This window comes from Bradyrhizobium sp. SZCCHNRI3052, from assembly GCF_032484895.1.
Lineage (GTDB): Bacteria > Pseudomonadota > Alphaproteobacteria > Rhizobiales > Xanthobacteraceae > Bradyrhizobium.
Genome location: NZ_JAUETW010000002.1, coordinates 560472 through 572962 on the forward strand (window position 1 = coordinate 560472; position 12491 = coordinate 572962).

A 12491-nucleotide genomic window follows, 5' to 3' on the forward strand; every position below is an offset into this window, starting at 1 on the left:
GAGACGGTGGATCGATGACCGTAGACGTCGTTCGGCGCTGGCGACGATGCTGACGATCAGGCGGAACGACGAGGCCGGCGCGGACGTACGCATCCCGCTCATCGCACGGGGCCCGCCGGCGACGGCGTGTCGACATGATCCATCGTCGTCATCGACACCGGCTGCGGCTCGTCGATGAGAGCGGAGCGATCGCGACGACGTGCCAGACGCCGCTCGCTGCTCCGGTCGCGCCTGATGGCGATCCCTTCGACCAGCCGGGCCACGACGCCGACCACGGCAAAGCTCAAGAGCAGCGAGATGCACAGCAGCCCCAGATAGAGCTTCAGCACCGAGCTTGCGAAGCAGGCAAGCGCGATGAGCGCGACAATGGCCAGCCGGCCTTTGACGGAGATCGACATGATGGGGCGTTTCGCTGGTAGCTGATTGTGGGCGCCACTCTAACGCCATGTTTTCTGCCGCCAAGCCGCGTCCCAATGGGTGGTAAATTTTGCCGCAAGGTCATGACGACAATCGGATGTGCTCCAGCTCAATCGTCGTCGCACGCGTCGCAGTTCAACTCCGCGTTGCGAAGATCCGGTTGTCCTTGTGCCGGCTTCTCGCATTCGTCGTGGGGAACCGAAGCGAGCATCCATCGTCGCCGGGGTCCGGTCTTCCCTGCGCCCTCTCGTTACGATGAGGGCCGAGATATCGCACGATCCGGGCGCATCGCGTCGCGGCAACGCGAAGCCGCGTCATCTCTCCGAGTAACGGATCAAATGCGTTTCTGCGCATCAGTACCCGACGAGACCGGCTGTTTGAGATGGCCAGCAAGACGATCGGCAGACGTGCTGCTACTGCGCGCTGGCCCACGCCGCAAGCACGGCGCGCTCCTCGCCGGTGATCTCGGTGATGTTGCCGGGCGGCATCGCGTTGGACCAGGCGGCGTTGCGCGCGATCAGCCGCGCATTGCGCTGGATGTGCTCGGCGGTGTCGAGCCGCACGCCCCGGGGCGCGCTGACGATGCCGTCCCACACCGGCTCGGCGGCATGGCACATGCTGCAGCGGGAGGTCACGATCTCCTCGACCTGCGCGAAACTCGGCTGTGCCGTTGCGGCGACCTTGGCGTCGCGTGGGCCGGCCGCGGACAGCAGCAGGATGCCGATCATGCCGGCGGCGGCCACGCCCCACACCCACCATGGCGACGGGTTGCCCTTGTGACGCTCGTTGAAGAAATGCCGGATGACGGGTCCGAGCGCGAGCACGATGGCGACGATCACCCAATTGTAGCGGGTGCCGAACAAGAGCGGATAGTGATTGCTGATCATCAGCACCACCACCGGCAGGGTCAGATAGTTGTTGTGGACCGAGCGCTCCTTGCCGGCCTTGCCAAGCTTGGGATCCGGCGCCTCGCCGGCGAGCAGCGCGGCGACGATCTTCTTCTGGTTGGGGATGATCACCGCGAACACGTTGGCTACCATGATGGTGCCGATGATGGCGCCGATCTGGTTGAAGGCGCCGCGGCCGCTCAGCACGTGGGTGAAGGCGTAGGTGAGCGCGACGAGGAAGATGTAGCCGCCGATCGCGAATGGCAGTTCGTGCCGGGCAAGGCCGCTGCGGCAGGCGGCCTCGTAGAGCAGCCACGCCAGCGCCAGCGAGCCGAAGCTGAACAGGCCGGCCTGAAGGGGCGTGAGATCGAGGATCGACTTGTCCACCAGGAACAGGTCGGCGTTGAGATAGTACACCACGATCATCAGCACGAAGCCGGACAGCCAGGTGGTGTAGGCCTCCCATTTGAACCAGGTCAGCTCGCTCGGCATCTGCGCCGGGGCCACCAGATATTTGACGATGTGGTAGAAGCCGCCGCCATGCACCTGCCAGGCCTCGCCCATCACGCCGGTCGGCAGGCCCTCGCGCGGCCTCAGGCCGAGGTCGAGCGCAATGAAGTAGAACGAGCTGCCGATCCAGGCGACGGCGGCGATCACGTGCAGCCAGCGGAAGATCAGGCTCAGCCATTCCGATATGATCGAAGCCCACATCGTGCGCTCATCTCCTTCGACAGGGCAAGTCCAGAGCCGAGTGCCTGCGTCTCATCTGTGGCATCGATCGCATCTGATTTCCAGCGCGTCGCTGTGGCAGTCAGTGCACAACAGATTAGCTGTCATGCGCGCGTGATGCGGTGGACTCCGGTGGCGCGATTGCGTTCAATGTGGCGGTCTGACAAGCGGGACGGGCGGAATGACGAGACTGGTTCTGATCATGCTGGTGCTGGGACAGTTCGCTAGTGTGCCTCTGGCGGCGGCGCAGACCGCACCCAAGCAGAGCACGGCCAAGCGCGCCGATGCCTGCGCGCCGATCGGACGAACCGAGGACGGCAAGCTGGTCTATGCGATGAAATGCGAGAGCATCCCCAAGCCGGTCGCTCCCGCCGCCCCGCCACAGGCGGCCGCCCAGCCGTCGGAGCCGGCTGCGGAACCGGAGCCCGAGACCCGGCGGAGCGGCGTGTTCGGTTGGTCGTACGATCGCCGACCCAAGCCATAGCGCAGCCGTTTCCCCAGACCGGCTCATTCGCCGAATTTCTCCTGCAACTGCGGAAGCAGCCGGTCCGGCTTGAATGGCACGACCGCGAAGCGGATGCCGGTCGCAGCGCGCAGCGCGTTGCCGAGCGCGGCGGCGACCGGATTATAGGGGCTCTCGCTCATCGACTTCGCCCCCAATGGGCCGATCGTGTCGTGGGTGTCGGCAAACAGCACCTCGGTGCGCGGCACGTCGGCATAGGACGGCAGGTGATAGTCGCGGAAGCGCGGATTGATCACGCGGCCCATGTCGTCGATCACGATCTCCTCGTACAGCGCGGCACCGAGCGCTTGGGCCACGCCGCCCTCGACCTGGCCCCGGCACTGCATCGGATTGGCGACCCGGCCGGCATCCGCGGCCTGCACGCTCTTGAGGATCCTGATCTCGCCGGTCCCCTTGTTCACAGCGACGCGAAAGCCCTGGACGTTGAACGCGACCGAGCGCGGCGTGCCCTGCGAACTGCCGCTCGCGGTGAGCGGCGATCCGCTGGCGTTCGCGAGCTCGGCGAAAGCGAGACGGTGTGCGCCGCAGGTGATTGCATCATCGGCGATCACGCAGGCGCCGGGAGCGACGTTCCACCTGTCGGCAGCGAACCGCTTGATCGTCTCGGCCAGCGCCTCGGCCGCAGCCTGGGTCGCGCGTCCCGCGACGAAGGTGCCTGTCGAGCCATAGGCGCCGGTGTCGTGGCCGCCATGCGCCGTGTCGGACTGCTTCAGCGTGATGCGATCGACGGTGGTGCCGAGCACGGTCGCGGCGATCTGGCGATGGACGGTGCTGGTGCCGTTGCCGAATTCGGCGGTGCCGACGGTGAGCACGAAGCCGCCGTCGTCGCGCAGGCTGACGGTGGCATCGGCGATATGGCCATCGGGCGGCACGGTGTCGATCATCGTCAGCGCGATGCCATCGCCCTTCAGCCACTCGGCCGCCAGCTCCGGCGTCGGCGTGGCCTCGGCCATCGCGCGCTCGACCAGATCAAGGCACTGGTCGAGCCCGTAGGAGCCGTACAGCACGTCGCTGGGCTCCGATGCCGGCGGCGCCAGCATGGCATCGCCCAGCCTGACGATGTTGCGGCGTCGCATCTCGAAAGCGTCGATGCCGAGCTGCCGCGCGAGCTCGTCGATCGCGGCTTCGACCGCGAAGGTGGTTTGCGGCAGGCCGTAGCCCCGATAGGCGCCGGCCGGCACCGTGTTGGTGTAGACGGCGAGGCCGTCGACCTTCTTGTTGGGACAATTGTAGACCGAGATCGACTCGGCGCAGGCATGGAACAGCACGGGCCCGGCATGATTGCCGTAGGCGCCGGTGTTGGAAAGAACATCGAGCTGCAGCGCGGTCAGCTTGCCATCCTTGTCGGCGCCGGCCTTGACCGTGACGCGCATCGGATGCCGCGTCGAGGTCGCGATGAACTGCTCCTCTCTGGTGAATTCGAGCTTCACGGGGCGCTTTGTCTTCAGCGCGGCGAGCGCGAGGATGTCCTCGACGAACATCTCCTGCTTGCCGCCGAAGCCGCCGCCGACGCGCTCGCAGAACACGCGGACATTATCGGGCGCGAGGTCGAAGATCTCGCACAGCGCCCGTTTCGTCAGGAACGGCACCTGCGTGCTGGAACGGACGGTGAGCACGCCCTTCTCGTCGAGCCAAGCGAGACCGCCGTGCGTTTCCAGCGCCGCATGCTGCACGCGCTGGGTGGTGAAGGTGCCTTCATAGGTCGCGGCGGCGGACGCGAGCGCGGCGGCGACGTCGCCGAACTCGCCATGGGTCTCGGCGACGATGTTGCGGGCGACGTCCGCGATGCGATGCGCGCTGCCACGGCCGGCGTGAATGACCGGCGCGCCGGGCTCGATCGCGTCAGCGGGATCGACCACGGCAGGCAGGATCTCGTAGTCGACGACGAGACACCGACAGGCCTCTTCGGCCGCTGCCTCGGTCTCGGCGACGACGGCCGCGACCTTCTGGCCGATGAAGCGCACGACATCGTCGAGCACGCGGGTGTCGGCCGGATCCATCCACGCCTGCTCATGGCGCGCGGTGGAGAACAGAGCCGCCGGCGCATCCTCGTGCGTCAGCACCGCATGCACGCCGGGCACGGCCAGCGCAGACCTCTTGTCGATGCCGACGATGCGCGCATGCGCGTGCGGCGAGCGCGCGAGCTTGACGTGCAGCAGGCCTTCGACCGTCGTGTCGAAGGTATAGCGCGCCCGGCCGCGTACGACGTCGGGGCCGGCGGGGGCGGGCAGGCTGCGTCCGAAGGCTTCGCCGGCTGTGACCTGCTCGACATGAACGTGGCCGAGCAGCGCGTCCTCGATGGCGCGATAGCCGGTGCAGCGGCACAGATTGCCCTTCAGCGCCGCGCCGAGATCCTTCTTCTGCGCCTGGTTCAACGAGGCGCAGGTGACGATCATGCCGGCGGTGCAGAAGCCGCATTGGAACGCCTGCGCATCGAGGAAGGCCTGCTGCATCGGATGCAGGCCGTCATCGGTCGCGAGGCCTTCGACAGTCGTGACCGCCTTGCCATCGGCACGAAAGGCAGGGATCAGGCAGCTGTGCACCGGTTCGCCGTCGAGCAGCACAGTGCAGGCACCGCAATCGCCGGCGTCGCAGCCCTTCTTGACGCCGAAATGGCCGGTGTCGCGCAGAAAGGTCCGCAGGCATTGCCCGGGGCGCGGGGCAGCATCGACCTCCTTGCCATCGACGATCACGCTCATGGCCTGAAGCCCGCGAGCTCGGCGCGGATCTCCTCGGCGAGGCGCAGAGTCATCGCCTTGCGCCAGGCGGGCCTGCCATGAACATCATCATGATACGACGCGTCTGGGATGCTGCCGAGAATGCCGGCGCGCAATTCGGTTGGGTCGGGCATCGTGGCAAAGCGCAGCTGCTGCGGCTTGATAGTCGATCCGGTTACCGTGAGCAGCAGGTCGCCGCTGCGGCCCGAGGTGCCGATCAGCAGCGCGCCGGAGCGTCCGACCGGGGTGAGGGCGATCTGGCGGAAGGCAGTGCGGCGCTTCAGCGCGGCCAGCGGAACGTCGATCTGGCGCAGCAGATCTCCAGGCGCGAGCACGTTGCTGTTGTTTCCGGTGACGAAGTCGGTGACCTGGATGCGCTGCTCGCTGCCGTCGTTCTTCCAGATCGTGCAGACGCCCTCGAGCGCGGCGAGCAGCGAGATCATCGGCCCGGCTGGCAGCGACATGCAGAGATTGCCGCCCACGGTCGCCGTCTTCCAGATCTTGAACGAAGCGAGGAACGCGCGGCAGCATCGATCGATCAGCGGCGCCGCGATCCACTCGGCCGGGCAGGGCAGCGCGTCCAGATCGGCGACGCTGCAGGTCGCGGCGATGCACAGGCCCTGATCGCTGATGCTGAGAGACGGCCAGGCGAGATCGTGGAGATCGATCAGCCGCGACAGGCGCGGCTGCGGTTCCGAGAAAAGCCACGTGCCGCCGGCCAGCCAGGCATCGCCTGCCTGCCAGCTGGGCAGCTCGGCCCGCGTCCTCGGGCGCACGACCGCCGTGATGGTGTTCAGATCCATGGTGAAGCCAGCTCGTGGGCGCAGCCTATCGCGGGTGGAATCCTTGCAAGACCAGCGCCAACTGGCAATAGGATGACGCCGGCCTTCCGCTTGCAAGTTACCGGCACATGCAAACGCCCAATCACCGAGACGAGACAGCCATGAGCACGACGCCGATCTGGATCAAGGACCCGCTCGCCATTCTCGCCGAGGGTGCTGCGCGCGGTGTCGTCGTCAAGGACGGCCGCATCGCCGAGCTGGTGCCTGCCGGGGCCGAGCCGGCCACCGCTGATGCGGCGATCTATGATGCCAGCGGGCATGTCGTGATCCCCGGGCTGATCAACACCCATCATCACTTCTACCAGACGCTGACGCGCGCGCTGCCGGCTGCGATGGACCGCGAGCTGTTCCCCTGGCTGAAGGCGCTCTATCCGATCTGGGCAAAGCTGACGCCGGAGGCACTGGATGCGGCGGTCACGGTTGCGATGGCCGAGCTGATGCTGTCCGGCTGCACGACGACGACCGATCATCACTACGTGTTTCCGGCCGGCCTCGAGGACGCGGTCGGCATCGAGGTGGCGGCTGCGAAGCGGCTGGGCATTCGAGTGCTATTGACCCGCGGCTCGATGAACCTGTCCGAGCGCGACGGCGGACTGCCGCCGGACAGTGTGGTGCAGGACGAGGATACGATCCTCGCCGACAGCGAGCGCGTGGTCGCGACCTATCACGAGCGCGGGCCGGATGCGATGGTGCAGATCGCGCTGGCGCCGTGCTCGCCGTTTTCGGTCACGGGATCGCTGATGCAGAAGACGGCCGATCTCGCCGACAAGCTCGACGTGCGGCTGCATACCCATCTCGCGGAGACCGAGGACGAGAACCGCTTCTGCGAGGCGATGTTCGGCTGCCGTCCGCTCGACTATCTGGAGAAGCATGGCTGGCTCGGACCGCGAACCTGGCTGGCGCACGGCATCTTCTTCAATGCCGAGGAGATGAAACGGCTCGGCAAGGCCAAGACCGCGATCACTCACTGCGCCTGCTCGAACCAGTTGCTCGCATCCGGCTGCTGCCCGGTGTGCGAGATGGAGGAGGCGGGCGTCGGGATCGGCCTCGGCGTCGACGGCTCGGCGTCGAACGACGGCTCAAACCTGATGCAGGAGGTGCGTGCCGCGTTCCTGCTGCAGCGGGCGCGCTACGGCGTTGGCCGGATCAGCCACAAGGATGCGCTGCGCTGGGCGACGAAGGGCTCGGCCGCCTGCGTCGGCCGGCCGGAGCTCGGCGAGATCGCGGTCGGCAAGGCCGCCGACCTCGCGCTGTTCAAGCTCGACGAGCTGCGCTTCTCGGGTTCAGGGGATCCGATCGCGGCGCTGGTGCTGTGCGGCGCGCATCGCGCCGACCGCGTGATGGTCGGCGGCCGCTGGACCGTGATCGACGGCGCCATTCCGGGGCTGGACGTCGGCGGGCTGATCGATCGGCACAGCGCGGCCGCCAAGGCCATGCGGGGAGGGTGAAGCGCGCAGCGTTGGAAAATATCCGCTCGAGAACTCCCCCCGACGTGTGGGGGGAGTTCTTGCCGGGTGCTGCGTCTACTTGCCCGGCACCTTGTCGTCGACGCCCTTGACGTAGAAGTTCATGCCGAGGATCTGGCCGTCGGCGAGATGGTCGCCGCCCTTGCACTCGATCTCCTTGCCGTCCTGGCCGAGCACCGGGCACTTGAACGGGTGCAGCTTGCCGGCGGTGATCGCGGCCTGGGTCTCCTCGGCCAGCTTCTTCACGTCATCGGGCATGTTGGTATAGGGCGCCATCTCGAACATCTTGGAATCGAGGCCGCCCCAGGTGTCCTCCGACTTCCAGGTGCCGTCGAGCTCGGCCTTGACGCGCGCGATGTAGTAGGGGCCCCAGGTGTCGAGGATCGAGGTGAGCTGCGCCTTGGGGCCGAACTTGATCATTTCGGAGTCCTGGCCGAAGGCGAGCTTGCCGCGCTCGGCTGCGATCTGCATGGCAGCCGGGCTGTCGGTGTGCTGCATGATGATGTCGGCGCCCTGGTCGATCAGTGCCTTGGCGGCGTCGGCTTCCTTGCCCGGGTCGAACCAGGTGTTGGCCCAGATGATCTTGACCTTGATGTTCGGATTGACCGTCTGCGCGCCGATGATGGTGGCGTTGATGCCCGAAATGACCTCCGGGATCGGGAACGAGCCGATATAGCCGAGCACGCCGGCCTTCGACATCTTGCCGGCGATGATGCCCTGGATGTAGCGGCCCTGATACCAGCGCGCCGAATAGGTCGACATGTTCTTGTCGCGCTTGTATCCGGTGGCGTGCTCGAAATGCACGTTGGGATACTTCTTGGCGACCTTCAGGGTCGGATCCATGTAGCCGAACGAGGTCGTGAAGATCAGCTTGTTGCCGGCGCGGACCAACTGCTCGATGGCGCGCTCGGCGTCCGGGCCTTCCGGTACGTTCTCCAGATAGGTCGTCTCGATCTTGTCACCGAGCTCCTTCACCAGCGCCTGGCGCGCGAGCTCATGCTGATAGGTCCAGCCGAGGTCGCCGATCGGTCCGAGATAGATGAAGCCGACCTTCAGCTTGTCGGCGGCGTGCGCCACGCCGGCAATGCTTCCCGCCAGCACCAGCGCGGCGGCAGCCCCCAGAAGCCTTTTCATCATCGTCCATGCCTCCAAACAATCCGGGGAAAACCTCGTGCGCCAGAGCACCGCGCCCCATCGCTGGCGCTCCGGATGATTGGTTCAGCGATCCGGCACGAACACCGTCCCCAGCGCTGCCGGCGCGGTGGAGCCGCCGGTGCGGGCGCGCGACAGCAGCACCAGAACGATCACGGTGGCGAGGTACGGCAGCGCCGACATGAACTGCGAGGGGATGCCGACGCCGGCGCCCTGCGCATGCAGCTGCAGGATCGTCACCGCACCGAACAGGTAGGCGCCGATGACAAGGCGGCCCGGTCGCCAGGATGCGAACACGACCAGCGCCAGCGCGATCCAGCCGCGCCCCGCGGTCATGCCGGGGATGAAGAACGGCGTATAAGCCAGCGGCAGATAGGCGCCGGCGAGCCCGGCGCAGCCGCCGCCGAACAGCACCGCGAGCAAACGGATGCGCAGCACGGGATAGCCGAGCGCGTGGGCGGAGACATGGTTGTCGCCGCAGGCGCGCAGCACCAGGCCGGCACGGGTGCGGTACAGGAACCACCAGACGGCGATGATCAAGACGAGCGACAGATAGACGAACGCATCCTCGCCGAACGCGATACGGCCGACCAGCGGGATGTCGCTGAGGCCGGGAATGGAAAGGTGCGGCGCGGTGCTGATGCGTTCGCCGACAAAGCGCGCGCCGATCAGGCCGGACAGACCGGTGCCGAGAATGGTCAGCGCGAGGCCCGTCGCCACCTGGTTCACGGCGAGGCCGAGGGTCATGAACGCGAAGATCAGCGACATCAGCATGCCGGCGACGATGCCGCACAGCGCGCCGACGATGATCGAGCCGGACAGCCAGGCCCCGCCGAAGCCGCAGGCCGCGCCGACGATCATCATGCCCTCGACGCCGAGGTTGAGGACGCCCGAGCGCTCGGTGACCAGCTCGCCGGTGGCCGCCAGCAGCAGCGGCGTCGATGCGGCGAGCACCGACAGGATGATTGCTTCAACCAGCACCACTTTGCACCTGCCGCGCGGCGAAGACGAGCTTGAAACGGTAGAGGATGAGCGAGTCGCAGGCGAGCACGTAGAACAGCAGGATGCCCTGGAACACCTTGGTCACATCGAGCGGAATCTTCATCGTGATCTGGGCCTGCTCGCCGCCAATGAACGTCAATGCGAGAAAAAGCCCTGCAATGAATATTCCAACCGGATTGAGCCGTCCGAGGAAGGCCACGATGATCGCGGTGAAGCCATAGCCCGGCGAGATGCCAGGCTGCAGATGTCCGATGGGTCCCGCCACCTCGATGATCCCTGCGAGACCGGCCAATGCGCCCGACACGGCGAACGTCAGAAGGATGAGCTGGTTCGCATTGAAGCCGCCGAACCGTGCCGCACGCGGCGCCACGCCCACGACTCGGATCTCGAACCCCTTGATGGTGCGCTCGAGCAGCACGAAGGCGCCGGCAACAACAATCAGTGCGATGATGCTGCCGAGATGCAGGCGTCCGCCCTCGATCAGCACCGGCACGGTGGCGACCGGATCGAACTCCGCCGTGGTGGGGAAGTTGAAGCCGGCGGGATCGCGCCAGGGGCCGCGAACGAGATAGTCGAGCAGGAGATCGGCGACATAGACCAGCATCAGGCTGATGAGGATCTCGCTGGCGCCGAACTTGACGCGGCACAGCGCCGGGATCAGCGCATAGAGCGCGCCGGCTGCGGCGCCTGCGACCAGCATCGCCGGCAGCACCCAGTGTCCCGCTTCGGTGCCTTGCGTCTTCACCGCGATCCAGCTGCCGGCAACGGCCCCGATCAGGAACTGGCCCTCGGCACCGATGTTCCAGGCGTTGGCGAGGTAGCACAGCGACAAGCCGATCGCGATCATGACCAGCGGCGTGGCCTTCACCGCGATCTCCTGCAGAGAATAGCCGTCGGTGAGCGGCGCGATGAAGTAGACGCCGAGCGCGGTGATCGGGTTCTTGCCGAGCACGGCGAACAGCACGCTCATGGTCACCAGCGTCAGTCCGATCGCGATCAGCGGCGAAACCAGCGCGATGGTGCGCGAACGCTCGGCGCGCTTCTCAAGCACGAGCTGCATGCGCCGCCTCCTTCTCGAGGCTGGCGCCACCCATCAACAGGCCGAGCCTTTCCCGCGTCGCCTCCGCGCGTGGCAGCGCCTCCGACAAGTGTCCGTGAAACATCACCGCGATGCGGTCGGCGATCTCGATCAGTTCGTCGAGGTCCTGGCTGGTCACGAGGACGGCAGCGCCCGCGCTGGCGAGATCGATCAGCGCCTGGCGGATGATCGCGGCGGCACCTGCGTCGACGCCCCAGGTCGGCTGGTTGACGACCAGCACCGCCGGCGTGCGCAGGATCTCGCGGCCGACGACGAACTTCTGCAGATTGCCGCCGGACAGGCTCGCCGCTTCCGGATCGCGCTTGGCCTTGCGGACATCGAACGTCTCGGTCGTCAGATCGACCGTCCGCAATGTCGCTGCGGCGTTGATGAAGCCGTGCCGGACCATGTCGCCCGCGGCGTGCCCGGTCAGTAGCGCATTCTCGGACAACCTCATCCGCGGCGCGGTGCCATGCCCCAGCCGCTCCTCCGGCACGAACGCCGCGCCCATCTTGCGGCGCTCGGTGATCGAGAGATTGCCGCAGGCGAGGCCGTCGATGATGATCGCGCCGGGCTCTTTGACGAGGCGTTCGCCGGACAACGCAGCAAACAGCTCGTCCTGGCCGTTGCCGGCGACACCGGCGATGCCGAGGATCTCGCCGCCCTTCAGCTCGAAGGAAATGTTCTTGAGGCCCACGCCATGCAGCTCGCTGGGGGCGAGGGTGAGATCATTGACGACCAGACGCGGCACGGTGGTGCGCCGCTCGGCCGGCGGCTTCACGTCCTTGATCTCGGTCCCCACCATCATGCGCGCCAGCGAGGCAGCCGTCTCCAGCTTCGGATTGCAGGTCGCGACCTTCCTGCCGCCGCGCAGGATGGTGGCAGTGTCGCACAGCCGCTTCACCTCTTCGAGCTTGTGGCTGATGTAGAGGATGGCGCGGCCTTCTGCTTTCAGTCGCTCGAGCACGACGAACAACTGGTCGGCCTCCTGCGGCGTCAACACGGCGGTGGGCTCGTCCAGGATGAGGAATTTCGGATTCTGCATGAGCGCGCGCACGATCTCGATGCGCTGCCGCTCGCCCACCGACAGTTGCCAGACTTCGCGCTTCGGATCGAGCGGCAGTCCGTAGTCGCGCGCGACGTCCGCGAGCCGCGCCGACATGGCCTTGAATGGCTCCTTGCCATCGAGCCCGAGCGCCACGTTCTCAGCCACCGTGAGGTTGTCGAACAGGGAGAAATGCTGAAATACCATGCCGATGCCGAGGGATCGCGCTTCCGCGGGACCGGACAGCGTGATGGGCACACCCTGCCAGCGCAGCTCACCGGCGCTCGGCTGCACCAGTCCGTAGATCGTCTTCACCAGCGTCGACTTCCCGGCGCCGTTCTCGCCGAGCAAGGCGTGAATCTCGCGTGGCCGGATCTCGATGTCGATCTTGTCGTTGGCAACGAAGTCGCCATAGCGCTTGGTCAATCCGATCGTCTGCAGGAGCGGAGGCGTAGGGTTCGGATCGGCCGGCGCGGGGTCAGGCATTTGCTGCGTCATGGGGCAGGGGAATGAAGCTGCCTCAATTGTGATCTAATTTGCCGCGGCGCGTAAGAGGCGAAAAGCGCCATCGTCTGCCCAACTCTTGTCCAAGCGTCCATCGCGCCGCGTTCGGCGAATGCAGTGCGCCAGCGG

10 protein-coding genes are annotated in these 12491 nt (G+C 66.6%); 2 read left to right on the forward strand and 8 right to left on the reverse strand.

Going from position 1 to position 12491, the window contains the following annotated elements:
- Positions 1 to 98: 98 nt before the first annotated feature.
- Both QW887_RS07740 and QW887_RS07745 read right to left on the reverse strand, forming a co-directional pair.
- Positions 99 to 398: a hypothetical protein gene (locus tag QW887_RS07740; protein ID WP_315717796.1), complete on the reverse strand. Its 300-nt coding sequence runs from the start codon at positions 396 to 398 to the stop codon at positions 99 to 101.
- A 432-nt stretch (positions 399 to 830) separates the two neighbouring features.
- Entirely contained in the window at positions 831 to 2015 is a 1185-nt protein-coding gene (locus tag QW887_RS07745) for a urate hydroxylase PuuD (protein ID WP_315717795.1), read from the reverse strand.
- A 199-nt stretch (positions 2016 to 2214) separates the two neighbouring features.
- Here QW887_RS07745 and QW887_RS07750 point away from each other — a divergent pair, with 199 nt between their 5' ends.
- On the forward strand, positions 2215 to 2517 hold the full coding sequence (locus QW887_RS07750) for a hypothetical protein (protein ID WP_315717794.1): 303 nt from the start codon (positions 2215 to 2217) through the stop codon (positions 2515 to 2517).
- A 23-nt stretch (positions 2518 to 2540) separates the two neighbouring features.
- Here QW887_RS07750 and QW887_RS07755 read toward each other — a convergent pair whose 3' ends face one another.
- Together QW887_RS07755 and QW887_RS07760 are read right to left on the reverse strand one after the other, a co-directional pair.
- On the reverse strand, positions 2541 to 5255 hold the full coding sequence (locus tag QW887_RS07755) for a molybdopterin-dependent oxidoreductase (protein ID WP_315717793.1): 2715 nt from the start codon (positions 5253 to 5255) through the stop codon (positions 2541 to 2543).
- A complete protein-coding gene (locus QW887_RS07760) occupies positions 5252 to 6076 on the reverse strand; it encodes an FAD binding domain-containing protein (protein ID WP_315717792.1) in 825 nt (274 codons plus the stop codon). The genes QW887_RS07755 and QW887_RS07760 overlap by 4 nt, the downstream gene beginning before the upstream one ends.
- A gap of 140 nt (positions 6077 to 6216) precedes the next feature.
- On the opposite strand from QW887_RS07760, the gene QW887_RS07765 reads away from it, so the two are divergent.
- Positions 6217 to 7563: an 8-oxoguanine deaminase gene (locus tag QW887_RS07765; protein ID WP_315717791.1), complete on the forward strand. Its 1347-nt coding sequence runs from the start codon at positions 6217 to 6219 to the stop codon at positions 7561 to 7563.
- A 75-nt stretch (positions 7564 to 7638) separates the two neighbouring features.
- On the opposite strand, the gene QW887_RS07770 is transcribed toward QW887_RS07765, so the two are convergent.
- From QW887_RS07770 to QW887_RS07785, 4 genes are all read right to left on the reverse strand, one after another.
- Complete coding sequence (locus tag QW887_RS07770) at positions 7639 to 8718, reverse strand: BMP family ABC transporter substrate-binding protein (protein ID WP_315717790.1); 1080 nt, start codon at positions 8716 to 8718, stop codon at positions 7639 to 7641.
- A gap of 81 nt (positions 8719 to 8799) precedes the next feature.
- Positions 8800 to 9717: an ABC transporter permease gene (locus QW887_RS07775; protein WP_315717789.1), complete on the reverse strand. Its 918-nt coding sequence runs from the start codon at positions 9715 to 9717 to the stop codon at positions 8800 to 8802.
- Positions 9704 to 10795, reverse strand: a complete 1092-nt coding sequence (locus QW887_RS07780) for an ABC transporter permease (RefSeq protein ID WP_315750273.1) — start codon at positions 10793 to 10795, stop codon at positions 9704 to 9706. Before QW887_RS07780 ends, QW887_RS07775 begins: the two co-directional genes overlap by 14 nt.
- Complete coding sequence (locus QW887_RS07785; protein WP_316171709.1) at positions 10779 to 12344, reverse strand: ABC transporter ATP-binding protein; 1566 nt, start codon at positions 12342 to 12344, stop codon at positions 10779 to 10781. The genes QW887_RS07780 and QW887_RS07785 overlap by 17 nt, the downstream gene beginning before the upstream one ends.
- Positions 12345 to 12491 lie beyond the last annotated feature (147 nt).

What these genes read in the sequence shown, in the direction of transcription:
- QW887_RS07740 (WP_315717796.1), bottom strand. Translation starts at nt 398, where the DNA reads ATGTCGATCTCCGTCAAAGGCCGGCTGGCCATTGTCGCGCTCATCGCG.
- QW887_RS07745 (WP_315717795.1), bottom strand. Translation starts at nt 2,015, where the DNA reads ATGTGGGCTTCGATCATATCGGAATGGCTGAGCCTGATCTTCCGCTGG.
- QW887_RS07750 (WP_315717794.1), top strand. Translation starts at nt 2,215, where the DNA reads ATGACGAGACTGGTTCTGATCATGCTGGTGCTGGGACAGTTCGCTAGT.
- QW887_RS07755 (WP_315717793.1), bottom strand. Translation starts at nt 5,255, where the DNA reads ATGAGCGTGATCGTCGATGGCAAGGAGGTCGATGCTGCCCCGCGCCCC.
- QW887_RS07760 (WP_315717792.1), bottom strand. Translation starts at nt 6,076, where the DNA reads ATGGATCTGAACACCATCACGGCGGTCGTGCGCCCGAGGACGCGGGCC.
- QW887_RS07765 (WP_315717791.1), top strand. Translation starts at nt 6,217, where the DNA reads ATGAGCACGACGCCGATCTGGATCAAGGACCCGCTCGCCATTCTCGCC.
- QW887_RS07770 (WP_315717790.1), bottom strand. Translation starts at nt 8,718, where the DNA reads ATGATGAAAAGGCTTCTGGGGGCTGCCGCCGCGCTGGTGCTGGCGGGA.
- QW887_RS07780 (WP_315750273.1), bottom strand. Translation starts at nt 10,795, where the DNA reads ATGCAGCTCGTGCTTGAGAAGCGCGCCGAGCGTTCGCGCACCATCGCG.
- QW887_RS07785 (WP_316171709.1), bottom strand. Translation starts at nt 12,344, where the DNA reads ATGCCTGACCCCGCGCCGGCCGATCCGAACCCTACGCCTCCGCTCCTG.